This window comes from Pseudomonas sp. GW531-T4 (assembly GCF_017349615.1).
In the GTDB taxonomy this organism is placed as follows: domain Bacteria; phylum Pseudomonadota; class Gammaproteobacteria; order Pseudomonadales; family Pseudomonadaceae; genus Aquipseudomonas; species Aquipseudomonas chlororaphis_I.
Map to the genome: position 1 here is coordinate 59,407 of NZ_JACMZT010000019.1, position 26,687 is coordinate 86,093.

The following is a 26,687-nucleotide window of genomic DNA, read 5'->3' on the forward strand; positions in this document are numbered from 1 at the left end:
ACCGACCCTTGGGTCGGTTTTTTATGGTCTGGTTCTTGTGGGGGCTGTTCTGGCGCTATCGCGGGCAAGCCTCGCTCCTACAGAAACTCGGTCGTAAACCTGTAGGAGCGAGGCTTGCCCGTGCTGACGTCCTTCAGAACGCCACCAACCATTCAAGCTGTTGCAAAGCGCTTGTCCAGATAATCGATGATCACCTTGGACTCGTACATCCAGGTGGTCTGGCCGTTTTCTTCGATGCGCAGGCACGGCACCTTGATCTTGCCGCCTTGCTCCAGCAGGGTCTGGCGGTCCTGCTCGTTGTTTTTCGCGTCACGCAGGGTCACTGGAACGTTCAGGCGGTGCAGGGTGCGACGGGTTTTCACGCAGAAGGGGCAGGCGTGGAACTGGTACAGGGTCAGGCCCTTGGCGGCCTGTTCGACCTGGGTTTGGGCCGCGGCGGGGCGCTGCTGCTTGCGTGGGCGGGTGATGAAGTCGATGAAGATGATGAGCTGGCCCAGGCCGACTCGAAGCGCTTTGACGATCACGATATTGCCTCTTGCCCATGAAAGAAGGGGCGGCAGCTTACCTGATTTTTGCCAGGCGAAAAAAAACCGGCGATGAACGCCGGTTCTTTCGGGCAGCCGATTACTTGATCAGGCTGAGAAACTCGCTGCGGGTCGCCGCGTTTTCGCGGAATTCGCCCAGCATCACCGAGGTGATCATCGACGAGTTCTGCTTCTCCACACCGCGCATCATCATGCACATGTGCTTGGCCTCGATCACCACCGCGACGCCCAGGGCGCCGGTCACTTGCTGGACCGCATCGGCGATCTGGCGGCTGAGGTTTTCCTGGATCTGCAGGCGGCGCGCGTACATGTCGACGATGCGCGCGACTTTCGACAGGCCCAGCACCTTGCCGCTTGGAATGTAGGCGACGTGAGCCTTGCCGATGAAAGGCAGCAGATGGTGCTCGCACAGCGAGTAGAGCTCGATGTCCTTGACCAGCACCATTTCGCTGTTATCGGAGCTGAACAAGGCACCGTTGGTGACTTCTTCCAGCGTTTGTTCATAACCGCGGCAGAGGTACTGCATGGCTTTGGCGGCACGTTTTGGCGTGTCGAGCAGGCCCTCGCGGGAGACGTCTTCGCCCAATTGGCCGAGGATCGCCGTGTAATTCTGTTCCAGGGACATGAAACTACCTGTGGGATTTTACGCAAAGGGCAAGGGTACGGTGGCGGACTCGACGCTGCAAGCGCGACGAAGCGGCTTTACTCGTCGCGACCTTCCATCATGGTGCGTTTGAGCATCACATAAACGGCCCCAGCGCCGCCGTGCCTGGCCTGGCACGAGGTGAAGCCGAGCACCTGGGGATGCTGGCGCAGCCAGGTGTTGACGTGGCTCTTGATCATCGGCCGCTTGCCGTCCAGGCGCACGGCCTTGCCGTGGGTGACGCGCACGCAGCGGATTTCGAACTTGGTGGCTTCGGCGAGGAACGCCCAGAGGGTTTCCCGGGCCTTTTCCACGTTCATGCCGTGCAGGTCGAGGCTGCCCTCGAAAGGGATCTGGCCGACCTTGAGCTTGCGCATCTGGCTTTCCTGAACCCCGTCGCGGGCCCACATCAACTCGTCTTCCGGGCCGACGTCGATCACGAACTGATCGGACAGCCCGTCGACGGTCGTGGTCTCGGTGCGCACGCTGGCAGCCTGGCGCAGCTTGGCGATCTGCGCCCGGTCAGCCTTGGGTTTGCCGGTTTCGGCGCGATCGTGCTTGATCGGCTTGACGCCTTGGATCGCGCTTTTGAACAGGGAAAAATCGTCGTCTTGCATGTCAGCCTCCGCGAAGACCGAGCAGTTTACCCAACTCGAAGGGAGAGGGGCGGGACAAAACGTGTTGCCATCGATTCAGTCATGTTTCTTCATCAGGTGTGGAGCCATGTTCAAGGTCTGCGGCTGGCGCATGCGGCGCCGGCAGCGACGCCACAGCCAGACGCCGACATACAGCAGTAACAGACCGACCGCTAGAATCACCGCGGAACCTGCCGGACTTGCATTCAATTCGCCCAGCGCCGGAGGGCGCCCCAACAGGCTGGCGGCCCCGGCCATCGCCAGCAGCACACCGAAGGTCGCCAGCAACGCGGAGAATCCCGCGCCCAGGCGCAAACGCCAGTTCCGCGGGCCTTTGGGCCGCAGACGACGTGCGTCAAAACCATCGGATATCTTCATTCCGACCTTCCTCAATGGGTATCGGCCCTTCGACCGAAAGATGACCGGGTGGTTCCTGAGGCTAAGGCAATTACGGCAAATGAGAGGCTTTTACGGATGAGCGGCCCGTGGACCGCTCATTGCAGGTCGATCAGATCAGATCTTTGGTCAGGGCGAGGGTGGCGAAGTTGTCCGCCATGATGGCCATTTCGGTCTGCTGGACGTGCTCGGCGCTGAGGATGCCGCCTTTGTAGGGCAGGTCGCGGGTGGCGCAGGCGTCTTCCACCAGGGTGCAGCGAAAGCCCAGGTTCTTCGCCGCGCGCACGGTGGTGCTGACACTGGAGTGGCTCATGAAACCGCAGACGATCAGGTCCAGGGAGCCCAGGTCCTGCAGGCGCTTTTCCAGCTCGGTGCCATGGAAGGCGCTCGGCAGCAGCTTGCCGATGATGGTCTCGTCGCCCTGGGGTTCGAGGCCGGGGATGAATTCGCCGCGCTCACCCTGGGGGTCGAACAGACCGCCGACGGTGCCGAGGTGGCGCACGTGCACAACCGGGCGGCCGGCGGAGCGGGCGGCAGCGACCAGTTGCTTGATGTTGGCGACCGCGGCGTCCATGCCGGACAGGGCCAGCGGACCGCTGAGGTACTCTTTCTGGGCGTCGATGATCACAAGGGTCGCGTGGCTCAAATTAGCCGCTGCATAACCACGACCGCTGAGTTGAAACATCGTCTTTGGAACGGACATTCTGGGGCTCCTGTGAGTGGGGCTTTTGCGACATTGTCCTCTGGCGGAGCGCTTCTGTGAATCGCTACTAACGTAAGGTGCGTGGTTGCTGGCCTACAGCCGTGTCAAGGGCTATGGAGAATCGGGTCGAATGCGGGGAAAACCGCCTGGACGTCCCGCAGACTCAGATTTTTCATGCGTCGTCCTCAGACGTTTTGGCTGTTAGAATCGCCAGTCGTTTTTTCAGGAGTCTGTCCCGTGATCACTTCCCGCCTGCGCACCCTGCGCGACCACATCCGTTGGGCTGTCAGCCGCTTTCATGGGGAGGATCTGTTTTTCGGCCATGGGACCGACAACGCCTGGGACGAAGCCCGCCAGTTGGTACTGGGTGCCTTGCACCTGCCGTGGGAAATAGCCGACAGCTATCTGGACTGCGCGCTGGAAGATGACGAACTGGTCAATCTGCAGCGTCTGCTCAAGCGGCGCATCGAAGAGCGCGTGCCGACCGCCTACCTGCTGGGCGAGGCCTGGTTCTGTGGCCTGTCGTTCATTGTCGACGAGCGTGTGCTGATCCCGCGTTCGCCGATCGGCGAGCTGATCGAAAAACGTTTCGAACCCTGGCTGGGCGCCGAGCCTGCGCGGATTCTCGACCTGTGCACCGGTTCCGGCTGCATCGGCATTGCCTGCGCCTACGAATTCCGCCATGCGGAAGTGGTGCTGGCCGACTTGTCGTTCGAAGCCCTCGAGGTGGCGAACCAGAACATCGAGCGCCATGGCGTCGATGAGCGGGTGTTCACGGTGCAGGGCGACGGTTTCGAGGGCTTGCCGGGCCAGCGTTTCGACCTGATCGTGTCGAATCCGCCGTATGTGGATGCCGAGGACTTCGCCGACATGCCCGAGGAGTACCAGCATGAACCGGAGCTGGGCCTGGCTTGTGGCGACGATGGCCTGAACCTGGTGCGGCGCATGCTGGCCGAGGCGGCGGATCATCTGACCGAGAAGGGCCTGTTGATCGTCGAGGTCGGCAACAGCCAGGTCCATGTCGAAGCCCTGTACCCGGAAGTCGACTTCGCCTGGCTGGACTTCGAGCGCGGCGGCCATGGCGTGTTCATGCTCACCGCCGAGCAGTGCCGGCAGCACCAGGCGTTGTTCAGCTCCCGGGTCTGATCGGCGTTTCTGTAGGAGCGAGCGGGCGGCGATCCGACTTGCCCGCGATCCAGGCACCGGGGTGTGCCTGGACGGACGCTATCGCGAGCAAGCTTCGCTCCTACAGGTATCCGCGTAAGTCTGGAATCAGCGGTGGGTCGCGATCCAGATCAGCAACCCGGCCTGGAACACCGCAAAGGCCACCAGGCAGGTGATGGTAAAGCGCAGTCCGGTGTCTTCGCGCTTGTACTTGGCAACCTTTTCTTCGTGCTTGCGCAGTTTGACTTCCTGCTCTTCGAGGTTCTGCTCGGCCTGTTGCAGCATCTGCGCGGCTTCGAGGATCTCGACGAATTGCAGTTTTTCGGTGTTCCAGTTGGCCAGCAGTTCGCCGACCTGCACATCCTTGACGCTGCCCTTGAGATGCTGGGCATCGGCGTAAACCACATCGAAACCCTGGACCCTCAGGAAATGATCGCGTCGCAGGCGCGTGGCCTCGTTCAGCGCATCCTTGTTCGCCAGTTCGAAACCGTCCACGCGGTAGTGTGGCCATTTCTTCTGCGCCCAACTCGCCCCCTGCGCCAACAGAAAGCGGCCGATGCCACGGTTCGCCGGCTCGATCTGCAGGTTTTCCGGTTCGAAGCGCACCCGCCGAGTCGTATGGTCGACCCATACATCCAGGTGATTCTGTTCCTTGCGCACCCGTTGGCCCGGCAGCTGGAGGGTCATGCGCAACAGGCTGCGCTCCTTGTTGCTGCGCTCGGCATAACCGAACTCGATAAAGCGCAGCGGCCGTCCGCCCGTGGCGCGATCGGTTTGCAGCGGGGCCAGGCGAAGCATCCGGTGATGCTCGGCGTGGACATCCGCCCACGGCAACACCACGGCTTCGGGAGCGGGGTTTTCAACCTCGGTTTCGGGAGGGTTCTGGGTATCGGTCATAACGGCGAGATCCTGTCCAAGCGCTACTTGCCGACGGCAAGTGAACGGCCGGCAAAGGCTTATCGGCCGTTTTTTTCAGGACTGGAGGGGAAAACGCGTCAACGGGCGTGAAGTCCGTCAATAAAACCGATGATGCGGCTGCCGAGTTCCGAGGCCAGGGGCAGTTGCGGGTCCTTGTAGGAGGCCAGTTGCCGCTTGACGTCGTTGGGCACGATGCGCAGCACATGGTTCATGCCCTCGATCAGCGCCAGCTGGGCATCCGGCTTGGCGACCTTGAGCATCCGCGCGTCGTCGACGCCGACCTGGATATCGTTGCTGCCCTGGATGATCAGGGCCGGCATTTTCAGGCGGGCGAACGCGGCGGCCGGGTCTTCTTTGAACAGGGTGATCAGGTACGGCTGCACGCTGGGGCGGAAGATCACTTCCAGCGGCGGCGGCACGTCGGTGTCGACCCGGCCGGCCTTGAGGCTGTCGAGCAGTTCGTTGCTGCGCAGCATCAGCGGTGCCGGCAGGCGATAGCTCAATTGCTGGCGCAGCACCTGGTCCACCGGGCGGGCGGTGCCGGAGATGGAAATCACTGCCGCCGCATCGACCTGGGGCGCCGCCAGGGTGGCGATCAGCGCGCCTTCGCTGTGGCCGAGCATGATCAACGGGCCCAGGCGCGGGTCGGCCTTGAGTTTTTTGCCCCAGGCCACGGCGTCGGCGACGTAGGCGTCGAGGGTCAGGTTGCGTTCGTCCGGGGTGGCGGCAAGGCTCGCGGCCACGCCGCGCTTGTCGTAGCGCACGCTGGCGATGTTGTGCTTGGCCAGTACCCAGGCCAGGCGCTTGAGACTGTCGTTGCGCCCGCCGTCGGGGTTGTTGCCATCGCGGTCGGTAGGGCCGGAGCCGGAGACGATCAGCACCACCGGCACCGGGGCGTCGGACTTGGGCAACAGCAGCGAGCCGTATAACTCGCCATTGCCAGTGTCCAGGCTGATGGGACGTTGCAGCACGGCCGCGTGGACCAGGCCGGTGAACAGGGTAAGGCTCAAGAGAAGAACTCGCAGCATCATCACGCCATCATGGAGAAGGTGCCGGTTGGACTTCCCGGCACGGATAAGGTTCGAGGATGAACTAGTTGGGTAGGCTGCGTATACTGGCGCGCTCAGTAATCCAGATTGAGTTATTTCGGCTGATTTCACGGAGCGTCCCGCATGTCTGGCAATACCTACGGCAAGCTGTTCACTGTCACCACCGCGGGCGAAAGCCATGGTCCGGCGTTGGTCGCCATTGTCGACGGCTGCCCACCGGGTCTTGAGCTGTCGCTGGACGATCTGCAGCGCGACCTGGACCGGCGCAAGCCCGGCACCAGCCGCCATACCACCCAGCGCCAGGAAGCCGATGAAGTCGAAATCCTCTCCGGCGTGTTCGAAGGCAAGACCACTGGCTGCTCCATCGGCCTGCTGATCCGCAATACCGACCAGAAGTCCAAGGACTACTCGGCGATCAAGGACCTGTTCCGCCCGGCCCACGCCGATTACACCTACCACCACAAATACGGCATCCGCGACTACCGCGGCGGTGGTCGCAGCTCCGCGCGGGAAACCGCCATGCGCGTGGCGGCCGGGGCCATCGCCAAGAAGTACCTGGCCAGCCAGGGCATCGTGGTGCGGGGCTACATGAGCCAGCTGGGCCCGATCGAAATCCCGTTCAAGACCTGGGACTCGGTGGAAGACAACGCCTTCTTCAGCCCTGACCCGGACAAGGTGCCGGAGCTGGAAGCCTACATGGACCAGCTGCGTCGCGATCAGGACTCGGTGGGGGCGAAGATCACCGTGGTCGCCGAGGGCGTGATGCCGGGCCTGGGCGAGCCGATCTTCGACCGCCTGGACGCCGAGCTGGCCCACGCGCTGATGAGCATCAACGCGGTCAAGGGCGTGGAGATCGGCGCCGGTTTCGCCAGTGTCGCCCAGCGTGGCACCGAGCATCGCGACGAGCTGACCCCGCAAGGTTTCCTCAGCAACAACGCCGGCGGCATCCTTGGCGGGATTTCCTCCGGCCAGCCGATCGTCGCGCACCTGGCGCTCAAGCCGACCTCCAGCATCACCACCCCGGGCCGCTCGATCGACATCGACGGTAACCCGGTGGACGTCATCACCAAGGGGCGTCACGACCCGTGCGTCGGCATCCGCGCCACGCCGATCGCCGAAGCCATGATGGCCATCGTGCTGATGGATCACCTGCTGCGTCACCGTGGCCAGAACGCCGACGTGCGCGTCAGCACGCCGGTGCTGGGCCAGTTGTAATGGCGTCCCTGCCAGTCGCCACGGTCTGACGGCCGTGGCGGCGCTCCCGTACTGGCGGCTCTCCAGTTTCTATCTGTTCTATTTCGCCTTGCTGGGTTCGACCGCGCCATTTCTGGCGCTGTATTTCGATCACCTGGGGTTTTCCAGCGCGCGCATCGGCGAGCTGGTGGCGATTCCCATGCTCATGCGCTGCGTGGCGCCGAATATCTGGGGCTGGCTCGGCGACTACACCGGCCAGCGCCTGGCCATTGTGCGTTTTGGCGCGATCTGCACGTTGCTGAGCTTTTCGCTGATTTTCGTCAGCAAGAGCTACGCCTGGCTGGCGATGGTCATGGCCCTGCATGCGTTCTTCTGGCATGCGGTACTGCCGCAGTTCGAAGTGATCACCCTGGCGCACCTGCAAGGCCAGACCGCCCGCTACAGCCAGATCCGCCTATGGGGCTCGATCGGTTTCATCCTCACGGTGGTGGCGCTGGGGCGGCTGTTCGAGTGGCTGAGCCTGGATATCTACCCAGCGGCGCTGGTGTTGATCATGGCCGGCATCGTGCTCAGCAGCGCCTGGGTGCCCAATGCCCAGCCAGTGGCCCAGGGCAGTCGCCTGGCGGCTGGAGGCTTTCTTGGCCAACTGCGCAGCCCCGGCGTGCTGGCCTTCTATGCCTGCGTGGCCTTGATGCAAATGAGCCACGGTCCTTACTACACCTTCCTGACCCTGCACCTGGAACACCTGGGCTACAGCCGCGGCTTGATCGGCTTGTTGTGGGCGCTGGGGGTGGTCGCCGAGGTGCTGATGTTCCTGGCGATGAGCTGGATTCTCTCGCGCTTTTCGGTGCGGCGGGTGCTGCTGGCGAGTTTCCTGCTGGCGGCCCTGCGCTGGCTGCTGTTGGGCGCCTTTGCCGAGCACCTGTGGCTGCTGTTGTTTGCCCAGGTGCTGCATGCCGCGACCTTCGGCAGCTTTCATGCCGCGGCCATTCATTTCGTGCAACGCAGCTTCGGTGACCGTCAGCAGGGCCAGGGCCAGGCCCTGTACGCGGCCCTGGCCGGCACCGGCGGCGCATTGGGCGCGCTGTATTCCGGCTACAGTTGGAACGCCCTGGGCGCGACATTGACCTTTAGTATTGCAAGCCTCGCAGCGCTGGCGGCAGCCGTTATCATTGCCACACGTATGCAAGAGGAGAGGCCATGAGCCTTAGCCGCGAACAGCTGGCACAGGACATCATCGAGGTCGGGCGCTTTCTGTATGCCCGCGGTTGGTCCCCGGCCACCAGCAGCAACTATTCCACGCGCCTGTCGCCAAGCGCGGTATTGCTCACGGTCTCGGGCAAGCACAAAGGCCAGTTGGGCCTGGATGACGTGCTGGTCACCGACTTGGCGGGCAACAGCCTGGAGCCGGGTAAAAAACCGTCGGCCGAAACCCTGTTGCACACCCAGCTGTACAACTGGAACCCGCAGATCGGCGCCGTGCTGCATACCCATTCGGTGAATGCCACGGTGCTGTCGCGCCTGACCGCCGAGGACTTCATCGAGTTCGAGGGTTACGAGCTGCAAAAGGCCTTTGCCGGCATTGCCAGCCACGAGTCGCGGGTGCGCGTGCCGATTTTCGACAACGATCAGGACATCGCCCGGCTGGCGAGCAAGGTCCAGCCCTGGCTCGACGCCCATGCCGATTGCGTTGGCTACCTGATTCGCGGTCATGGCCTCTATACCTGGGGCGCGCGCATGAGTGACGCGCAGCGCCAGATCGAGGCCTTCGAGTTCCTGTTCGAGTGCGAGCTGAAGACTCGCGCCCTGTTAAACCGTTAAGGCTTTCTTCGACTGAAGTAGCCACCGCCTGATGACATGCACTGCCTGGCCGGCCTGGAAAAAGCCGGAGGGCACTGCCGATAACGAGGAATTGCCAAGATGAGCAGCCTGTCCGTTTACCACGTATCCAGCCCGGACCTGCCGAACAAGGTGCTGACCCATTTCGACGATATCGCCGCGACCCTGGCCGAGCAGGGCGTGCGTTTCGATCGTTGGCAAGCCGCCACCAGGATCCAGCCGGGCGCCAGCCAGGAGGAAGTGATAGGCGCCTATCAGGAACAGATCGACCGCCTGATGACCGAACGCGGCTACATCAGCGTCGATGTGATCAGCCTCAATAGCGATCACCCGCAGAAGGCCGAGCTGCGCGCCAAGTTCCTCGACGAACACCGCCACGCTGAGGACGAAGTGCGCTTTTTCGTCGCCGGTCGTGGTCTGTTCAATCTGCACATCGGCGACTACGTGTACGCCGTGCTCTGCGAGAAGAACGACCTGCTTTCGGTGCCGGCCGGTACCGCGCACTGGTTCGACATGGGCGAGAACCCGTACCTGGTGGCGATCCGCATGTTCAACAACCCGCAAGGCTGGGTCGCCAACTTCACCGGTTCCGATATCGCCAGCCAGTTCCCGCTTCTGGAGGATTGAGCGGATGCCGATCAAGGCCATTCTCACCGACATCGAAGGCACCACCAGCGCGGTGAGTTTTGTCTTCGAGGTGCTGTTCCCCTACGCGGTGCAGCAACTGCCGGACTTCGTGCGCAAGCACGCCACCCGGGCCGATGTCGCCGAGCAGTTGCAGGCGGTGCGTGAGGCCAGCAGCGAGCCGGCGGCGGATGTCGAGCGGGTGATCGAGATCCTCCTGGGCTGGATCGCGGAAGATCGCAAGGCCACGCCACTCAAGGCCTTGCAAGGCATGGTCTGGGAGCAGGGGTACCGGGCCGGGCAGCTCAAGGGCCATGTCTACCCGGATGCGGCGGCGGCGTTGCAGCACTGGCATCAGGCTGGTTATCGGTTGTACGTCTATTCGTCGGGCTCGATCCAGGCGCAGAAGCTGATTTTCGGTCACTCCACTGCCGGGGACCTGGCGCCGCTGTTCAGCGGTTTTTTCGACACCACTTCCGGGCCCAAGCGCGAAGTGCAATCTTACCAGCGCATTACCCAGGCCATCGGTTGTGCACCTGGGCAGATTCTCTTTCTGTCCGATGTCGTCCAGGAACTGGATGCGGCCAAGTCCGCCGGCCTGGCCACCTGCGGCCTGGTGCGCGAAGGCGGGGTGTTGGCGGGGCATGCGAATGTGGCGAGCTTCGCCGAGATCGATCCGCAGCGTTTCTGAAAGCAATCAGGCCGTGTCAGCGTAAGGCTGGCACGGCCTGATTGGGGCTATCCGTCATGTCTGCGTTGTCACCGCGAATCCGCAGCGGTACGGATTTAAAGCGAGTGATACGACGGCAGGGCAAAACGGTTCTGGCTTTGCAGCAGGGAAATCTGTGGCAATTCGCTGGCCTGTTCAGCCAGGTCGCGACGCAACGCGCTGATCACCCACGACAGCTGATCGCCCGCATGCAACTGCGCATAAGAGATCGAGCGCTTGAGCTGTTTACCTTCGCTGTTACGCAGCGTCAGCAGGATGCCGCCATCGGGCCGTGGCTGAGTGGTCACTTCGTAGTTGGAGAACAGGGAAGCGAATTTTTCTTGGATCAGGCTCATGTCTATCAGCTCCATTGGTTCTTGAATGGCAAACCTGGAGTGATAGGTGCAGTGATTGTGCCAGTACTGTATTTTTAAAAAATCTTTATAAATCAGTCGTTTACTATTTTTTGTGATTTACGTGTCCGTGCAATTTGCATGAATGGCCATCGTGCATCCTGCATTTTGCGAGATCGGCGCCGTGGGCAAGGGCAGGGGCGTAACCCTGTGACTGGCGGTTCACGCAAAAGATTCAGCCGGCAAGCCCGGCCCTCGAGTGCGAGGAAGCCGGCATCACGGGGGAGATACAAAACTTTGCAAAAACTCCGTGTACAGGCCAAGAAGCGCTGACGTATTTTTTCGCCAGCAACAGGCTTTGCCGCGATCCTTTTGCAAAGCCCCAAGCCTCGATGTTCCGGGCTGTACAAGTCAATCAGACGCTTCACCGACATGGACAGTCATGCGTCGTGATCCTCTGGGTCGCAGGCGCCTGATAATAAGAAAATAGGACGTCATCCATGAACGCCATGCTCTGTATTACTGCCAATAGCTTGCCCCCTGTTCTTCTCCAGTTTGCCGTGGCGGCCCGCCCTCGGCCCCCAGCCGAATAGCCCCATCGACCCTTGTCTGCCTGCCGGTCTGGCCCGTGCAGGATCCTTTTGCGTCGAACAGGAGCCGTCATGAGCACTCGTCAGCACGACATGATCACCTGGGGCATGATGCTGCGAAAGTTGCCCTCCATCGCCCGGGCGTTGCCGCGGGTCATCAAGGGCATGCAGATAGCCAACGTCAAGCGTGCCGATCAGCCCTGCGGGCTGGGCTGGACCTTCGAGCAGGCCACGCAACGCAACCCTGACGGCCCGGCGCTGCTGTATGGCGACCGGGTGTTGAGTTATGCACAGGCCAACCAGTGGGCCAACCGGATCGCCCATTACCTGGCGAGCCAGGGCATCGGCAAGGGCGACGTGGTGGCGATCTTCGTCGAGAACCGTCCCGAGTTGCTGGTGAGCGTGCTGGCGGTGGCCAAGCTCGGCGGTATCTGCGCCATGCTCAACACCGCGCAGACCGGCAGTGTGCTGGTGCACAGCGTGAACCTGGTGAAGCCGGTGGCGATGATCGTCGGCGTCGAACTGCTGGATGCCTATTCGGCGATTCGCGACCAGGTCGCCATCGACGAGGCGCGTACCTGGTTCGTCGCCGACCCAGATGTGGCGCCCGGGCCAACGCCCGCCGGCTGCATCGACCTGATGGCCGCCAGCGCCGCCAGCGACTCGGGCAACCCCCCGAGCACCGCGCGGATCTACCTCGACGATCCGTGCTTCTATATCTACACCTCGGGCACCACCGGGCTGCCCAAGGCCGGCATTTTCAAGCATGGCCGCTGGATGCGCACCTCGGCCAGCTTCGGCATGATCGCCCTCGATATGCAGCCGGCCGACATCCTCTACTGCACCTTGCCGCTGTATCACGCCACCGGGCTGTGCGTGTGCTGGGGCTCGGCCATCAGCGGGGCCTCGGGGTTTGCCATTCGCCGCAAGTTCAGCGCCAGCCGGTTCTGGGAGGATGCCCGCCGGTTCAAGGCCACCACCATCGGCTACGTGGGCGAGCTGTGTCGTTACCTGATCGACCAGCCCGCCAGCGAGCACGACCGTGACAACAGCGTGGTGAAGATGGTCGGCAACGGCCTGCGCCCCGGCGTGTGGGGGGCGTTCAAACAGCGTTTCGGCGTCGAGCATATCTGCGAGTTGTATGCCGCCAGCGACGGCAATATCGGCTTTACCAACGTGCTCAACTTCGACAATACCGTGGGCTTTTCCCTGGCGCCCTGGGCGCTGGTGGAGTACGCCCACGACACCTGTGCGCCGATCCGCAACGGCTCGGGTTTCATGCAGAAGGTCGCCCGGGGCGGGCAGGGCTTGCTGCTGGCGAAGATCGACGACAAGGCGCCGCTGGACGGCTATACCGAGCCGGAAAAGAACCTGAAGGTGATCCTCACCGACGTGTTCGAGAAGGGCGACCGTTACTTCAATACCGGCGACCTGCTGCGCGATATCGGTTTTGGCCATGCGCAGTTCATCGATCGCCTGGGCGATACCTATCGCTGGAAGGGCGAAAACGTCTCCACCACCGAGGTGGAGAACATCCTCCTGCAACATCCGCAGGTCGCCGAGGCGGTGGCCTATGGCGTCGAGGTGCACAACACCAACGGTCGCGCCGGGATGGCGGCGATCACTCCGGCCGAGTCCCTGGCGACCCTGGATTTCACCGAGCTGTTGCAGTTCGCCCGCGAGCATCTGCCGGGCTACGCGGTGCCGCTGTTCCTGCGGGTCAAGGTGAAAATGGAGACCACCGGCACCTTCAAGTACCAGAAGACCCGGCTCAAGGAAGAAGCCTTCGACCCGTCGAAAACCGGCGGCGACCCGGTGTACGCCTGGTTGCCGGGATCGGCGACCTACGTCCAGGTCACGGAGGCGGTCCTGGCGGATATTTGTGCCGGCCGGCACCGTTATTGATTCTGGCTATGGCCGCTCTTGAGAAAAAAGGGATGACAGGGCTGGAGGCGCTTGGGGACACTAGCGGCTTTCCGATTGGCCGAAAGTGGAGTTCCCGATGTCAGACAACAGCCGCCAGATGACCGCAGAAGAAGCCGCCGCGTTTACCGAGCAGGTCTTCAACGTCGCCCGTCAAGGCGACGCCCAGATGCTCGACAAGCTGGCGAGCAGCGGTCTGCCGGTCAACCTGCGCAATCACAAGGGCGACACCCTGCTGATGCTGGCCAGCTACTACGGGCATGTGGACGCGGTGCAGGTGCTGCTCAAGCACAAGGCCGACCCCGAGATCCGTAACGACAACGGCCAGAGCCCGATCGCCGGCGCGGCCTTCAAGGGCGACCTGGCAGTGGTCAAGGCGCTGGTGGAAGGCGGCGCCGAGGTGGAAGGTTCGTCCTTCGACGGGCGTACCGCGCTGATGATGGCGGCGATGTTCAACCGCACGGAAATCGTCGACTACCTGATCGGCAAGGGCGCCAACCCGCGAGCCACCGACGCCAACGGCGTGAGCGCACTGGACGCGGCGAAGACCATGGGCGCCGTCGACACCACCGCGCAGTTGCAGAAGTTGCTGGGCTGAGCTGAATGGCGCATGCCGCCGGGCCAAGGCCAGGCCTTGGTCGCGGCGGTAGGTTCGCGGGGCGGGTTTAGGCTATCCTGCGCGCCCGCCATTGACCCGTAACAGGATTCGCCCATGAAAACCGTCCTCGCCGAACTCATCACCAAAATCAGCTCCGGCTGCATGGGCGAAGAAGAAATCCTGCGGATCGCCGACGAGGCCGCCCAGGCCTACGCCGATCCCCAGGCCTTCCTGGCCGCCAACCCGGACATCAACTACGACGACAGCTTCCCGATCCCGCTGGGCGAATGGGTGGTGGTCGGCAGCCTGCCGGAAACCGTGCTGTTCCAGGCCGACACCTACATGGACCTGTTCGCGCAGATCGTCGCGTCTTTCGGCCCGGGCGTGGCGTTCAACATCAAGCCCAAGCAACTGGCCAAGACCGAGGCCCTGACCGCGCTCAACCGCATCCAGATCCAGATGGGCAGCATGAACCCGGAAAACGGTGGCTACGTGCTGATGAACTTCAGCCAGCTGCTGGACGACGAGCTGCAAGTGGTACTGGTCTACGGCAACGATGTGCCGCGCGTGCTGGAGCTGTGCGCCGAAGCCGGTATCGCCGCCGCTCCGTCCCTGGAAGCGCTCAAGGTCGCGGTTCACGTCTGAGCTGCCGAGCCACGGACCTGACCGCGCGGGCGATAAAAAGGAACCCAGGCGCTGGCCGGCTATCCTAAGTGGGCAAGCCCTCACTTAGGAGCGACACCATGGGTTCCACCTTCAATACGCTGGTCGGCCTGATCATCCTCGCGCTGGACATCTGGGCGATCATCAATGTGCTAAAAAGCAGTGCCGAAACCGGGATGAAAATCCTCTGGGTGCTGCTGATCATCCTGTTGCCGGTTCTGGGCCTGATCATCTGGGCGATTGCCGGGCCGCGCGGTAACGTGAGGTTCTGAAGGCTGGCGCGGGTTCGAAAAGGGGCCGCCAGGCCCTTTTTTATGTGACCAAATATGCGCTGCACGAAATTTTCACAAAGTCTCCATGACAATTCGCCAGCGCTGTTTTTCCGCTGCACCCCGTGCGATCTCCGGTTGCGATCCCTGACTCTGGCCATTGCCGGCCGGGTGAGGGCGCCTGCCAGTAATCAATGGCAATGCCGCTGCTGATCGTGCAACATTTGCGCACCGCGCCATCCCCCCAGCCCTGAATGGCTACAAGAGGGCAAAGCGCAGCTGCATTTTTTTCGCAACTTCAACTTCCATTGGGTCCTAAAACGATATGGCAAACCCGGACGCCCTGAGTCAGCAGCGAGCCTCGAGTCGCCTGCTGCAACCGACCGTCAAATCGCATCTGGCTTATACGCTGCTCTGCGCGCTGGCCATGATGGTCATGCTGTCCTTGCTGCGCGTGGCGCTGCTGGTCTACAACCGCGAGATGATCCTCGACACACCGGCCTCGACCTTCCTTGAAGCCTTCGCCAACGGCCTGCGCTTCGACGTGCGCCTGGTGGTCTACCTCAGCATCCCGCTGCTGCTGGCCCTGTTCAGTGCCCGGGCCATGGCGGCTCGCGGTTTCTTCCGCTTCTGGCTGACCATCGTTTCGAGCATCGCGCTGTTCCTCGGCCTGATGGAGATGGACTTCTACCGCGAGTTCCACCAGCGCCTCAACGGCCTGGTCTTCCAGTATGTGAAGGAAGACCCGAAAACCGTGATGAGCATGCTCTGGTACGGCTTCCCGGTGGTGCGCTACCTGCTGGCCTGGGCGCTCGGCACCTGGCTGCTGAGCCTGGCGTTCAAGGGCGCCGACCGCGCGACCCGGCCACGCGGCCCGTTCAGCGGCGGCAGCATCGGCACCCGGCAGGTCGCCCCGTGGTACGCCCGTATCGGCGTATTCGTGGTCTGCCTGCTGGTCTGCGTGGTCGCCGCCCGCGGCACCCTGCGCCAGGGCCCGCCGCTGCGCTGGGGTGACGTCTACACCACCGAATCGAACTTCGCCAACCAGCTGGGCCTCAACGGCACGCTGTCGCTGGTCGAAGCGGCCAAGAGCCGGATGGGCGAAGACCGCAGCAATATCTGGAAAGCCACCCTGCCGCAGCCCGAGGCGCAGCAAGTGGTGCGCGACCTGCTGGTGATGCCGGACGACAAGCTGGTGGACGCCGATATCGCCGCCGTGCGCCGCGACTACACGCCACCGGCCGACAAGACCCTGCCGATCAAGAACGTGGTCGTGATCCTGATGGAAAGCATGGCCGGTCACTCGGTGGGCGCCCTGGGCGCTCCGGGCAACATCACCCCGTACCTGGACCAACTGTCCAAGGAAGGCCTGCTGTTCGACCGCTTCTTCTCCAACGGCACCCATACCCACCAGGGCATGTTCGCCACCATGGCCTGCTTCCCCAACCTGCCGGGTTTCGAATACCTGATGCAGACCCCGGAAGGCAGCCACAAGCTGTCCGGCCTGCCGCAGGTGCTGAGCGCCCGCAAGTATGACGACGTGTACGTCTACAACGGCGATTTCGCCTGGGACAACCAGTCGGGCTTCTTCAGCAACCAGGGCATGACCAACTTCGTCGGTCGCAACGACTTCGTCGATCCGGTGTTCTCCGATCCGACCTGGGGCGTGTCCGACCAGGACATGTTCAACCGTGGCCTGGAAGAGTTGAAGGCGCGGGAAAACGGCAAGCCGTTCTATGCCCTGCTGCAGACCCTGTCCAACCACACCCCGTACGCCTTGCCGACGCCGTTGCCGGTGGAGAAGGTGACCGACCGTGGCAGCCTGAACGAACACCTGACCGCCATGCGTTATTCCGACTGGGCCCTGGGCCAGTTCTTCGAGAAGGCGCGCAAGGAGCCGTACTTCAAGGAGACGCTGTTCGTGATCGTGGGTGACCATGGTTTCGGCAACGAGCGCCAGATCACCGAAATGGACCTGGGCCGCTTCAACGTGCCGATGCTGATGATCGCCCCGGGCATCCAGGAGAAATTCGGCCAGCGCAACCACACCGTGGGTACCCAGGTCGATATCGTGCCGACCATCATGGGCCGCCTGGGTGGCGAAGTGCGTCACCAGTGCTGGGGCCGCGACCTGCTCAACCTGCCGCAGGGCGATACCGGCTTTGGCGTGATCAAGCCGTCGGGCAGCGAGCAGACCACCGCCATCGTCACCGCCGACCAGATCCTGGTACTGCCGCGCGAGAAGGAAATGGCGCCGAAGATCTACCAGTACGAACTGGGGGCCAATCCCCATGCCGAAGTCGTGCCGGACGCACCGCGTACCGCCGAGTTGAAGCACAAGCTCGAAGCCTTCCTGCAAACCGCTACCAAGAGCCTGCTGGATAACACCGCAGGCGTGGTGCACGGCACGCCGGACTGATTCATCGCGCGAATGAAAAGAGGCCCTCGGGCCTCTTTTTTTTCGACGGTTGAACAGTACCGAGCTTGAACGAGCGATGCCTATATCCGGCCCAGTAGCACGAGAATCAGCAACACCACCAGGACCACACCGATGATGCCGGATGGGCCATAACCCCAGCTTCTGGAGTGCGGGAACACTGGAAGACCACCGATCAGCAGAAGAATCAGAATAATGATCAGGATTGTGCCCATGTCGTTGTCCTTATTGGATGATCGAAGGCGCGGCTGGATTCAAGGCAATTAATCCGCACCGCTTAATCATTCCGACTCTGGGCTTTCAAGGATGATTCCAAGTTTTCTTAATGCTTTTTGCACGCAGGACTATTTCCTTTCGTACCTGCTGCCGGTGGCCATCGAGTTGAACTTGCAACACCGCGGGAAGTCGCACCGAGGCCCCGGTTTGCCTGGGGCATTCAGCAATCTGATGGTGCGTGGGCGGCATAAAATCCTTCGCTACACTCGCCTCATCTTTCCCGGAACAACAAGGCAACTCTTATGCAAAATCGCATGATGATCACTGGCGCCGGATCCGGCCTGGGTCGCGAAATCGCTCTGCGCTGGGCGCGCGAAGGCTGGCAGTTGGCCTTGTCGGATGTCAGCGAGCCCGGCCTGCAGGAAACCCTCAGGCTGGTGCGCGAAGCCGGCGGCGACGGCTTCGTGCAACGTTGCGACGTGCGTGACTACAGCCAGTTGACAGCCTTCGCCCAGGCCTGCGAGGTCAAGTTCGGCGGCATCGATGTGATCGTCAATAACGCCGGCGTGGCGTCCGGCGGTTTCTTCAGCGAGTTGTCCCTGGAAGACTGGGACTGGCAGATCGCGATCAACCTGATGGGCGTGGTCAAGGGTTGCAAGGCGTTCCTGCCGCTGCTGGAAAAGAGCAAGGGCCGGATCATCAATATCGCCTCGATGGCGGCCTTGATGCAGGGCCCGGCCATGAGCAACTACAACGTGGCCAAGGCCGGTGTGGTGGCTCTCTCCGAAAGCCTGCTGATCGAGCTGGCCCAGCAGGAAATCGGCGTGCACGTGGTATGCCCGTCGTTCTTCCAGACCAACCTGCTGGATTCGTTCCGCGGCCCGACCCCGGCGATGAAGGCCCAGGTCGGCAAGCTGCTGGAGAGCTCGCCGATCAGCGCGGCGGACATCGCCGATTACATCTACACCCAGGTCGCCGCCGGCGAATTCATGATCCTGCCCCATGAACAGGGGCGCATGGCCTGGGCCCTGAAGCAGAAGAACCCGCAACTGCTGTACGACGAAATGACCCTCATGGCCGACAAGATGCGCGCCAAGGCCAAGCAAAACGCCAGCTGAGCTTGCCGCTGACCCTGTGCGTCGTTAGGGTTGCCAGCATCTGGCATCCCTGACGAGACCTTGCATGCTCAATTACCTGTGGTTCTTCCTCGCCGCGCTGTTCGAGATCGCCGGCTGCTACGCCTTCTGGATGTGGCTGCGCCAGGGCAAAAGCGCCTGGTGGATGGTCCCGGCGCTGGCGAGCCTGATGCTCTTCGCCCTGTTGCTGACCAAGATCGAAGCGAGCTACGCCGGCCGCGCCTATGCGGCGTACGGCGGGATCTACATCATCGCCTCGATCGGCTGGCTGGGCATGGTGGAGCGGGTGCGGCCGCTGAGTTCGGACTGGCTCGGGGTGGCGCTGTGCGTGATTGGCGCGAGCATCATTCTGTTCGGGCCGCGCTTTACCAACGGTTGAGGCGCTGGCCGGGTTTTGGGCGCCGCCATGGCGCCCGATCCCGGCCGAAGATCAGTCGAACAATTCCTTGGGCACGTCGTGCTTGAGCATCAACTGGCACTGCTCGCTGTCCGGATCGAACACGATCACCGCCTGGCCCTTGGTCAGCGCCTGGCGCACGCGCAGGACGCGGGTTTCCAGCGGGGTGTCGTCGCCATTGTCGGTGCCGTCGCGGGTGACGAAGTCTTCGATCAGGCGGGTCAGGGTGTCGACTTCCAGTTGGTCATGGGGAATCAGCATAGGGGCCTCCGGCAAACAATCCCGGATCCTACTGCGCCGGGCCCCGCGCGGCTAGGCAAACCTCGCGCGGGGCCCGGCTTTTCACTTCAGGGCTTATCACCTCAGGACTTTTGCCCCACCAGGCTGTCCACCGACGGCACCCGGGTGTCGCTTTCCATTTGTGCGTCGTGCTCCAGCTGATGGCTGAAGCGGTCCAGGGAGCCCTGGGCCGGCTGCGCGTCGCTGGCGAACACCGGCGGGCTGAGGATGTAGGCGCCCAGCAGGCGACTGAGGGCCGCCAGGCTGTCGATATGGGTGCGTTCATAGCCGTGGGTAGCGTCGCAACCGAAGGCCAGCAGGGCGGTGCGGATGTCATGGCCGGCGGTGACCGCCGAATGGGCATCGCTGAAGTAGTAGCGGAACAGGTCGCGGCGCACCGGCAGTTCGTGCTCCGTGGCCAGGCGCAGCAGGTGCCGCGACAGGTGATAGTCGTAAGGCCCGCCGGAGTCCTGCATGGCCACGCTCACCGCGTGCTCGCTGGAGTGCTGGCCGGGGGCGACCGGGGCGATGTCGATGCCGACGAATTCGCTGACGTCCCAGGGCAGGGCCGCCGCCGCGCCGCTGCCGGTTTCTTCGGTGATGGTGAACAGCGGATGGCAGTCGATCATCAGCGGCTCACCGCTGTCGACTATGGCCTTGAGCGCGGCCAGCAACGCGGCGACCCCGGCCTTGTCGTCGAGGTGGCGGGCGCTGATATGGCCGCTTTCGGTGAATTCCGGCAAGGGGTCGAACGCGACGAAATCGCCGACACCGATGCCCAGCGACTCGCAGTCGGCGCGGGTGGTGCAGTAGGCGTCCAGGCGCAATTCGATGTGGTCCCAACTGATGGGCATCTCGTCCACCGCGGTGTTGAAGGCGTGCCCGGAGGCCATCAGCGGCAGCACGCTACCGCGCACTACGCCGTTGTCGGTGAACAGGCTGACCCGGCTGCCCTCGGCGAACCGGCTGGACCAGCAGCCCACCGGGGCCAGGGTCAGGCGGCCGTTGTCTTTCACCGCGCGCACGCTGGCGCCGATGGTGTCCAAGTGCGCCGAGACGGCGCGGTCCGGGCTGTTCTTCTGGCCCTTGAGGGTGGCGCGAATGGTGCCGCGGCGAGTCAGCTCGAAGGGAATGCCCAGTTCCTCCAGGCGCTCGGCCACGTAACGCACGATGGTGTCGGTGAAGCCGGTGGGGCTGGGAATGGCGAGCATTTCCAGGAGGACTTTCTGCAGGTAGTTGAGGTCCGGTTCGGGAATCGATCGGGTCATGGAAACTCCTGGTGAAGTGGAGCCAGTGGGTGCGTCATCGCGGGCAAGCCTCGCTCCTACATGAATATCTGTGCCGTTAGGAGCGAGGCTTGCCCGCGATGAGGCCGGTACTGTCAGCACATGGCTTTCAAATCGCCGGCTGACTGTGGGGAAACAGCAGGTCGACGAACCTTTCGGCCGTCGGCTGCGGCTCATGGTTGGCCAGGCCGGCGCGCTCGTTGGCCTCGATGAACACGTACTGCGGCTGGTCCGCCGCCGGCACCATCAGGTCGAGGCCGACCATGGGGATATCCAGCGCCCGCGCCGCGCGGATCGCGGCGTCCACCAGTTCCGGATGGAGAATCGCGGTGACATCCTCCAGGGTGCCGCCGGTATGCAGGTTGGCGGTGCGTCGCACGAACAGCCGTTCGCCGGCCGCCAGGATGCTGTCGTAGCCATGCCCGGCGGCCTGAAGGGTGCGCTGGGTTTCGTGGTCCAGGGGGATCTTGCTTTCGCCGCCGGTGGCGGCCTGGCGACGCCGGCTTTGTGCCTCGATCAGCTCTCTGATGGAATGCTGGCCATCGCCGATCACCTCGGCCGGCCGGCGAATGGCCGCGGCGACCACCTCGAAGCTGATCACCAGAATGCGCAGGTCCAGACCCTCGTGGAAGCTCTCGAGCAACACCCGGCTGTCGAACCGCCGAGCGTTGTCGATCGCCTGTTGCAGCTCTTCGATGGTACGCAGATCCACGGCCACACCTTGGCCTTGTTCCCCGTCGAGTGGCTTGACCACCACCCGTTCATGCTCGTCGAGAAACGCCAGGTTGTCGTCGGCGTTGCCCGCGAGTTGTTGCGCCGGCAGGTTCAGCCCGGCCTGTTTCAGCACCTTGTGGGTCAGGCTCTTGTCCTGGCACAGGCTCATGCTGATGGCGCTGGTCAGATCGCTCAGGGATTCGCGGCAGCGCACCCGGCGGCCGCCATGGCTGAGGGTGAACATCCCGGCTTCGGCGTCGTCGACCTGCACGTCGATGCCGCGACGATGGGCTTCCTCGACAATGATCCGCGCATAGGGGTTGAACGCCGCCTCGGGCCCGGGGCCGAGGAACAGCGGCTGGTTGATGCCGTTCTTGCGCTTGATGGCGAAGGTGGAGAGGGTGCGAAAACCCAGCTTGGCGTAGAGGCTCTTGGCCTGGCGATTGTCGTGCAGTACCGACAGGTCGAGGTAGCTCAGGCCGCGGCTCATGAAGTGTTCGATCAGGTGCCGGACCAGCACTTCGCCGACCCCCGGGCGGGTGCAATGCGGGTCCACCGCCAGGCACCACAGGCTGCTGCCGTGCTCCGGATCATGGAAGGCCTTCTGGTGATCCAGGCCCATGATGCTGCCGATCACCGCGCCGCTGTCTTCGTCTTCGGCCAGCCAGTACACCGGCCCGCCGGCATGGCGCGGGGTCAGCAGATTCTGGTCGACCGGCAGCATGTTGCGGGCCAGGTACAGCTGGTTGATGGCCTGCCAGTCCGCCGCGCTCTGCGCCCGGCGGATGCGGAAGCCGCGAAACACCCGGGTGGCCTGGCGGTAGTCGCTGAACCACAGGCGCAGGGTGTCCGACGGGTCGAGGAACAACTGGGTCGGCTCCAGGCCGAGAATCTGCTGCGGCGCGGCGACATACAAGGCGATGTCGCGTTCGCCGGGGTGTTCGTTGAGCAGCTCCTCGGCCAGGCTCGTCGGGTCGGGAAAGGTATGGCCGATCAGCAGCCGGCCCCAGCCGCAGTGCACGGCGATGGGGTCGGTGCCGAGGGCGCTGCGGTCTTCGGCGAAACGCGCCTGCAGACGCTCGTAGGAGGGCGCCTGACCGCGCAGCAAGCGTTGGCTGTAAGCCGTGGCGTGGGGTTTCATGGGTCAGATTCCTTGTTCGCTGAGCCACAGGTTCAGCGCGGCCAGTTGCCACAGCTTGGAGCCGCGCAACGGCGTCAGTTGGCCTTGTGGGTCGGTCAGCAGGCGGTCGAGCATCGCCGGGTTGAACAGGCCGCGGTCCTGGCTTGGGTCGAGCAGCAGCTCACGCACCCAGTCCAGGGTGTCGCCCTGCAGGTGCTTGAGGCCGGGCACCGGGAAGTAGCCTTTCTTGCGGTCGATCACCGCGCTGGGGATCACCAGGCGCGCGGCTTCCTTGAGCACCTGCTTGCCGCCATCGGCCAGCTTGAACTTGGCGGGTACTCGCGCCGACAGTTCCACCAGCCGGTAGTCGAGGAACGGCGTGCGCGCCTCCAGGCCCCAGGCCATGGTCATGTTATCCACACGCTTGACCGGGTCGTCGACCAGCATCACCGTGCTGTCCAGGCGCAGGGCCTTATCCACAGGCGCGGTGGCGCCGGGCTGGGCGAAGTGCTCGCGGACGAAATCGCCGGCGGCGTCGTTGGCGGTCAGCCACTGCGGCTGCACGGTGGCCGCGTAGTCGTCGTAGCTGCGGTCGAAGAACGCCTCGCGGTAGGCCGCGTAAGGGTCGCTGGCGCCATCCACCTGCGGGTACCAGTGATAACCGGCGAACAGCTCGTCGGCGCCCTGGCCGCTCTGCACCACCTTGCAATGCCTGGCGACTTCCCGCGACAGCAGGTAGAAGGCGATGCAATCGTGGCTGACCATGGGTTCGCTCATGGCGCGGAACGCCGCCGGCAGCTGTTCGATGATCTCGCGCTCGTCGATGCGTAACTGATGGTGATCGGTGCCGTAGTGCTGGGCGATCAGGTCCGAATACTGGAACTCGTCACCGCGTTCGCCCCCGGCATCCTGGAAGCCGATGGAGAAGGTCGACAGGTTATCCACACCCACTTCGCGCAGCAGGCCGACCAGCAGGCTCGAATCGACGCCGCCGGACAGCAGCACGCCGACATCCACCGCCGCCCGTTGGCGGATCGCCACCGCTTCGCGGGTGCTGTCGAGCACCCGATCGCGCCAGTCTTCCAGGCTCAGCCCGGCTTCATCGGCGCGCGGGCCGTAGGGCAGGGTCCACCAGGTTTGCTGCTCGGTGCGGCCGTCGGCTTCGATGCGCATCCAGGTGGCCGGCGGCAGTTTCTCGATGCCCGCCAGCAGGGTGCGCGGCGCGGGCACCACGGCATGGAAGTTCAGGTAATGGTTGAGCGCCACCGGGTCGAGCAGCGGGTTGATGTCGCCACCCTTGAGCAGCGCCGGCAAGGCCGAGGCGAAACGCAGGCGCTGGCCGGTGCGCGACAGGTACAGCGGCTTGACGCCCAGGCGGTCGCGGGCGATGAACAGGCGCTTGGCGTCGCGTTCCCAGATGGCGAAGGCGAACATGCCATTGAGCCGCGGCAGCAGCTCGGCACCCCAGGCGTGATAACCCTTGAGTAGCACCTCGGTGTCGCCGCCGGAGTAAAAGGCGTAGCCCAGGCTTTCCAGCTCGGCGCGCAGTTCGGGGAAGTTGTAGATCGCGCCGTTGAAGGCCAGGGACAGGCCCAGTTGGTTGTCGATCATCGGCTGGGCCGAGCCGTCCGACAGGTCCATGATTTTCAGGCGTCGGTGGCCCAGGGCTATCGGGCCCTGGCTATGGAAGCCCCAGGCATCGGGGCCACGAGGGGCGAGGTGGTGGGTGATTCGTTCAACCGCTGCCAGGTCGGCGGGTTGATGATCAAAACGTAGTTCTCCAGCTAATCCGCACATAAGACTAAAACCCTTGTGTTTCTTAGTGTGTGACGCTATTGGAGTTTTTCGTGTACCAAATTTGTACCTGTTTCAGCAAAATTCAGTTTCTCCAATTCAGCCCAATCACTCGGCGAGTTGATCCACTTGGCGTAGGTTGAAAGCAGGACCTGTACGCTGTGCGGCGATGAACGCAGGGTTCATGCCCGACATCAGGCACATCGTTGCGTAGGTGTGGCGCGTGTCATACATTCGACGTTGCCTGATCCCAAGCTTTCGCATCGCGCTTACCCAATAGCGCTTAGCGCCAGTCTCTGACTTCACGTACAGCTCTGACCTATCCCCAGCGCCACTTGGCGCAAACACGTAATCCGAGTGAGCCATGGTTAATGGCTTAGCTTTATCGAGTGCCTGAAGAGCGCGATCGTTCAATAAAACCTCACGAACGGTCTTCGTCTTCGTCCTTTCCTTGATCTCCCCGTAGATCCGAATTCGGCAAACCCTTGCCGTTTTCTTCCTTGTATCTATCTCCTCCCAGCGTAGTGCCATCGCCTCACCCGGGCGCATTCCGGTATAGAAAGAGAACTCGAAGAACGCTGCATATATCGATTGAAGGCCGCCCGTAATCTCATAAAGCTTATCGATCATGAGATCAGCCTCTTCCCGGGTGAACGGATCAATCTCACGCTTCACCACCCGCGATGGCGGGATTCCTTTCAGCGACTGGTCGATTATCAGGAGAACGGGGACTTTCTTTCGTCAACGGTAAACCGTGATTTCGACAGGATCTGGCAGGCCCTCAAGCAGCTTCTGAGGTGGTCCGATAGATCGCTTCGGCTCGGAGATAGCGATGTTGATGGGGCTGGGTGGTATCGAGCTGGGGGGTAATGGCATCAGGGAATTGAGCGATCCTGTCGAGATGCAGGATGCCGCGACCAAAAACTGGACCGAGCAGTACATCGGCGACCTGATCGGAACCGGCCAGGGCCCAATCAACTCAGCAGCGAATATTCTGTACGTCGGCCCTGATGGGGTCACCGTAACGGTCCAGAGCCTATCAGGGTCTGCTGGCTCTAACCTGATCGGGTTCCTTCAGGCGGGGACGGGCGCTGTATCCAGAACACTTCAGGCTAAGGCCAGAGAGGCAATAAGCGCACTCGATTTCGGCGTCATCGGAGACGGTGTTGTTGATGACACCGCGAAGCTGCAGCTCGCGATAAATGCTGCAAGGTTCTTCTCAAAAACTCTTTACATTCCAAAGGGAATTTACAAAACAAGTTCTGCATTAAATATTAGCGGCGTTCGAGTTGCAGGTGATGCACTTGGATACAGGAACGGAAGTGGCACAGTAATTCAAGGTAGCGGTGCGCATGATATTTTCGCTCAGTCCACAGCGACACTTGATGATACTTGGATTGAGCTTCACGACATTCGCATAAAGGGCGGGCTGTGGGGTGTTAAGTGCCGATATATGATCAGTTCAGAATGGTCAAATGTCGTCATCACTGATTGCCAGAATGGTATCCAGATGGGCAACTCCACCGATGTCGGACCACTTCTGAATATGTTCAATCATATTGATATCGATGTGGTAGATACGGCGATGGATCTTAACGGCAATGGCTTCGTCAACTCCAACGTATTCAATCAGTGTCAGTTTAAAGGCTTGCAGTTTGCTGCAAGGGTTCGATGCACTGGCGGTATCGGCGCTGTAGGAAACGTGTTCAACAGTACGAACTTTATGGGAGACCGCTATGGCGCGACTGTCGAGAACACAAAAAACACAGCATTCAATAAATGTTATTTCGAATCGCACGGACCATCTGTAGGATTTCTTGGCGTCAACATTGGATGGTCGTTTGATGATTGCACTTTTGCGGGGCTGAGAAACGATAACCCAACAACGAAAACCTCATTTCTTTATCACTTCGTTGGAGACGTTTGTCGCGGATCTGTTAAGGGAGGCTATGTTTACATCCCAGCCGGGACAGTATTCAACAACCAGAGCCTTCTGGCTTCTGAGGACCCTGCAAACTTCTTTGAAAACTTGATCGATGAGCCAGAGCAAGATGTTGCAGCATCTGGCTTTGTTATTTTCAACACCAGCCTTCTCAGTCAGAACCTGATCTACTCAAAAGCATCTACCTACACCCCAACCTGGAGCGGGACTGTAGGGAATGGAACCATCCGCGGACGCTGGGTCCGAGACGGGAACATCGTCACGGTGAGTGTGTACCTGCTCTTCGGGACGACCACTGCGCCTGGCGGAACCTTCTGGACCTTTGGATTGCCCTTCGCGTCGAGGGAGAATGCCGTTGGCTCAGTGCTGATGCGCGACGCCGGGACAAGCTTTTATACCGGGGTTGCCGCGCTCAACTCAGGCGTCAACAGCTTTACGATCAACATAAATGGCTCGGCCAACCTCGTAGGCCCGACTGTTCCATTCACCTGGGGATCAACTGACGACATCAGCATAACCCTGACCTATCAGTGCTGATTGAGATGGCCCCG

At 62.3% G+C, this 26,687-nt stretch carries 28 protein-coding genes; 14 read left to right on the forward strand and 14 right to left on the reverse strand.

Annotated elements, in window-relative coordinates:
• Positions 1–152: 152 nt before the first annotated feature.
• The 5 genes from J4D28_RS16855 to J4D28_RS16875 all read right to left on the reverse strand — a co-directional run bounded on the left by J4D28_RS16855 (position 153) and on the right by J4D28_RS16875 (position 2,922).
• Positions 153–524 (reverse strand): glutathione S-transferase N-terminal domain-containing protein, encoded by a 372-nt coding sequence (locus tag J4D28_RS16855; RefSeq protein ID WP_103331201.1) that lies wholly within the window; start codon positions 522–524, stop codon positions 153–155.
• A 100-nt stretch (positions 525–624) separates the two neighbouring features.
• Complete coding sequence (gene folE, locus J4D28_RS16860; protein WP_003204506.1) at positions 625–1,170, reverse strand: GTP cyclohydrolase I FolE; 546 nt, start codon at positions 1,168–1,170, stop codon at positions 625–627.
• 77 nt (positions 1,171–1,247) lie between these two features.
• Positions 1,248–1,805: a Smr/MutS family protein gene (locus tag J4D28_RS16865; RefSeq protein WP_009050203.1), complete on the reverse strand. Its 558-nt coding sequence runs from the start codon at positions 1,803–1,805 to the stop codon at positions 1,248–1,250.
• A 75-nt stretch (positions 1,806–1,880) separates the two neighbouring features.
• Positions 1,881–2,201: a hypothetical protein gene (locus tag J4D28_RS16870; protein WP_007932271.1), complete on the reverse strand. Its 321-nt coding sequence runs from the start codon at positions 2,199–2,201 to the stop codon at positions 1,881–1,883.
• A 130-nt stretch (positions 2,202–2,331) separates the two neighbouring features.
• Positions 2,332–2,922, reverse strand: a complete 591-nt coding sequence (locus J4D28_RS16875; protein ID WP_009050202.1) for a cysteine hydrolase family protein — start codon at positions 2,920–2,922, stop codon at positions 2,332–2,334.
• A 237-nt stretch (positions 2,923–3,159) separates the two neighbouring features.
• Here J4D28_RS16875 and prmB point away from each other — a divergent pair, with 237 nt between their 5' ends.
• Positions 3,160–4,068: a 50S ribosomal protein L3 N(5)-glutamine methyltransferase gene (prmB, locus tag J4D28_RS16880; RefSeq protein WP_009050201.1), complete on the forward strand. Its 909-nt coding sequence runs from the start codon at positions 3,160–3,162 to the stop codon at positions 4,066–4,068.
• Positions 4,069–4,194: 126 nt separating this feature from the next.
• Here the strand turns inward: prmB and J4D28_RS16885 are convergent, their stop codons facing one another.
• Entirely contained in the window at positions 4,195–4,983 is a 789-nt protein-coding gene (locus J4D28_RS16885) for a hypothetical protein (protein WP_103331200.1), read from the reverse strand.
• A 98-nt stretch (positions 4,984–5,081) separates the two neighbouring features.
• Positions 5,082–6,035 carry an alpha/beta hydrolase gene (locus J4D28_RS16890; protein WP_103331199.1) on the reverse strand — a complete coding sequence of 318 codons (954 nt, stop codon included), beginning with the start codon at positions 6,033–6,035 and terminating at the stop codon, positions 5,082–5,084.
• Between the two features lie 141 nt (positions 6,036–6,176).
• On the opposite strand from J4D28_RS16890, the gene aroC reads away from it, so the two are divergent.
• From aroC to mtnC, 5 genes are all read left to right on the forward strand, one after another.
• The gene (gene aroC, locus J4D28_RS16895; protein WP_007932265.1) at positions 6,177–7,268 is read left to right on the forward strand and encodes a chorismate synthase; all 1,092 of its coding nucleotides are present in this window, start codon (positions 6,177–6,179) and stop codon (positions 7,266–7,268) included.
• 34 nt (positions 7,269–7,302) lie between these two features.
• Positions 7,303–8,451 (forward strand): MFS transporter, encoded by a 1,149-nt coding sequence (locus J4D28_RS16900; RefSeq protein ID WP_096375119.1) that lies wholly within the window; start codon positions 7,303–7,305, stop codon positions 8,449–8,451.
• Positions 8,448–9,068 carry a methylthioribulose 1-phosphate dehydratase gene (locus J4D28_RS16905; protein WP_103331198.1) on the forward strand — a complete coding sequence of 207 codons (621 nt, stop codon included), beginning with the start codon at positions 8,448–8,450 and terminating at the stop codon, positions 9,066–9,068. Before J4D28_RS16900 ends, J4D28_RS16905 begins: the two co-directional genes overlap by 4 nt.
• Positions 9,069–9,167: 99 nt before the next feature.
• Positions 9,168–9,713: an acireductone dioxygenase gene (locus J4D28_RS16910; RefSeq protein WP_028683096.1), complete on the forward strand. Its 546-nt coding sequence runs from the start codon at positions 9,168–9,170 to the stop codon at positions 9,711–9,713.
• 4 nt (positions 9,714–9,717) lie between these two features.
• Entirely contained in the window at positions 9,718–10,401 is a 684-nt protein-coding gene (gene mtnC / locus J4D28_RS16915; RefSeq protein ID WP_103331197.1) for an acireductone synthase, read from the forward strand.
• Between the two features lie 95 nt (positions 10,402–10,496).
• On the opposite strand, the gene J4D28_RS16920 is transcribed toward mtnC, so the two are convergent.
• The gene (locus tag J4D28_RS16920; RefSeq protein WP_009045039.1) at positions 10,497–10,775 is read right to left on the reverse strand and encodes a DUF3509 domain-containing protein; all 279 of its coding nucleotides are present in this window, start codon (positions 10,773–10,775) and stop codon (positions 10,497–10,499) included.
• A gap of 659 nt (positions 10,776–11,434) precedes the next feature.
• Between J4D28_RS16920 and J4D28_RS16925 the strand changes: the two genes are divergently transcribed.
• From J4D28_RS16925 to J4D28_RS16945, 5 genes are all read left to right on the forward strand, one after another.
• Positions 11,435–13,267 carry a long-chain-acyl-CoA synthetase gene (locus tag J4D28_RS16925; protein WP_028683094.1) on the forward strand — a complete coding sequence of 611 codons (1,833 nt, stop codon included), beginning with the start codon at positions 11,435–11,437 and terminating at the stop codon, positions 13,265–13,267.
• Between the two features lie 97 nt (positions 13,268–13,364).
• Complete coding sequence (locus J4D28_RS16930; protein ID WP_063432609.1) at positions 13,365–13,883, forward strand: ankyrin repeat domain-containing protein; 519 nt, start codon at positions 13,365–13,367, stop codon at positions 13,881–13,883.
• Between the two features lie 114 nt (positions 13,884–13,997).
• Positions 13,998–14,528 (forward strand): hypothetical protein, encoded by a 531-nt coding sequence (locus J4D28_RS16935; RefSeq protein ID WP_009050191.1) that lies wholly within the window; start codon positions 13,998–14,000, stop codon positions 14,526–14,528.
• 98 nt (positions 14,529–14,626) lie between these two features.
• Positions 14,627–14,818, forward strand: coding sequence for a PLDc N-terminal domain-containing protein (locus tag J4D28_RS16940; protein WP_009050190.1), 192 nt, complete (start codon positions 14,627–14,629; stop codon positions 14,816–14,818).
• A 322-nt stretch (positions 14,819–15,140) separates the two neighbouring features.
• Positions 15,141–17,234: an LTA synthase family protein gene (locus tag J4D28_RS16945; RefSeq protein WP_009050189.1), complete on the forward strand. Its 2,094-nt coding sequence runs from the start codon at positions 15,141–15,143 to the stop codon at positions 17,232–17,234.
• An 80-nt stretch (positions 17,235–17,314) separates the two neighbouring features.
• Here the strand turns inward: J4D28_RS16945 and J4D28_RS16950 are convergent, their stop codons facing one another.
• A complete protein-coding gene (locus J4D28_RS16950; protein WP_009045034.1) occupies positions 17,315–17,467 on the reverse strand; it encodes a DUF3309 family protein in 153 nt (50 codons plus the stop codon).
• Positions 17,468–17,770: 303 nt separating this feature from the next.
• Here J4D28_RS16950 and J4D28_RS16955 point away from each other — a divergent pair, with 303 nt between their 5' ends.
• Entirely contained in the window at positions 17,771–18,586 is an 816-nt protein-coding gene (locus tag J4D28_RS16955; RefSeq protein ID WP_009050188.1) for an SDR family oxidoreductase, read from the forward strand.
• A gap of 64 nt (positions 18,587–18,650) precedes the next feature.
• A complete protein-coding gene (locus J4D28_RS16960; protein WP_007932246.1) occupies positions 18,651–18,983 on the forward strand; it encodes a YnfA family protein in 333 nt (110 codons plus the stop codon).
• A 51-nt stretch (positions 18,984–19,034) separates the two neighbouring features.
• On the opposite strand, the gene J4D28_RS16965 is transcribed toward J4D28_RS16960, so the two are convergent.
• From J4D28_RS16965 to J4D28_RS16985, 5 genes are all read right to left on the reverse strand, one after another.
• Positions 19,035–19,262, reverse strand: coding sequence for a YheU family protein (locus J4D28_RS16965; RefSeq protein WP_007932245.1), 228 nt, complete (start codon positions 19,260–19,262; stop codon positions 19,035–19,037).
• Between the two features lie 101 nt (positions 19,263–19,363).
• The gene (locus J4D28_RS16970; RefSeq protein ID WP_009050187.1) at positions 19,364–20,548 is read right to left on the reverse strand and encodes an osmoprotectant NAGGN system M42 family peptidase; all 1,185 of its coding nucleotides are present in this window, start codon (positions 20,546–20,548) and stop codon (positions 19,364–19,366) included.
• Positions 20,549–20,675: 127 nt separating this feature from the next.
• Positions 20,676–22,421 (reverse strand): N-acetylglutaminylglutamine synthetase, encoded by a 1,746-nt coding sequence (gene ngg, locus J4D28_RS16975; protein ID WP_103331196.1) that lies wholly within the window; start codon positions 22,419–22,421, stop codon positions 20,676–20,678.
• A gap of 3 nt (positions 22,422–22,424) precedes the next feature.
• Positions 22,425–24,197 (reverse strand): N-acetylglutaminylglutamine amidotransferase, encoded by a 1,773-nt coding sequence (locus J4D28_RS16980; protein WP_103331195.1) that lies wholly within the window; start codon positions 24,195–24,197, stop codon positions 22,425–22,427.
• 105 nt (positions 24,198–24,302) lie between these two features.
• Positions 24,303–24,824 carry a site-specific integrase gene (locus tag J4D28_RS16985; RefSeq protein ID WP_232290977.1) on the reverse strand — a complete coding sequence of 174 codons (522 nt, stop codon included), beginning with the start codon at positions 24,822–24,824 and terminating at the stop codon, positions 24,303–24,305.
• Positions 24,825–25,026: 202 nt separating this feature from the next.
• Between J4D28_RS16985 and J4D28_RS16990 the strand changes: the two genes are divergently transcribed.
• Complete coding sequence (locus J4D28_RS16990) at positions 25,027–26,673, forward strand: glycosyl hydrolase family 28-related protein (RefSeq protein ID WP_009050184.1); 1,647 nt, start codon at positions 25,027–25,029, stop codon at positions 26,671–26,673.
• The last annotated feature ends 14 nt before the right edge of the window (positions 26,674–26,687 follow it).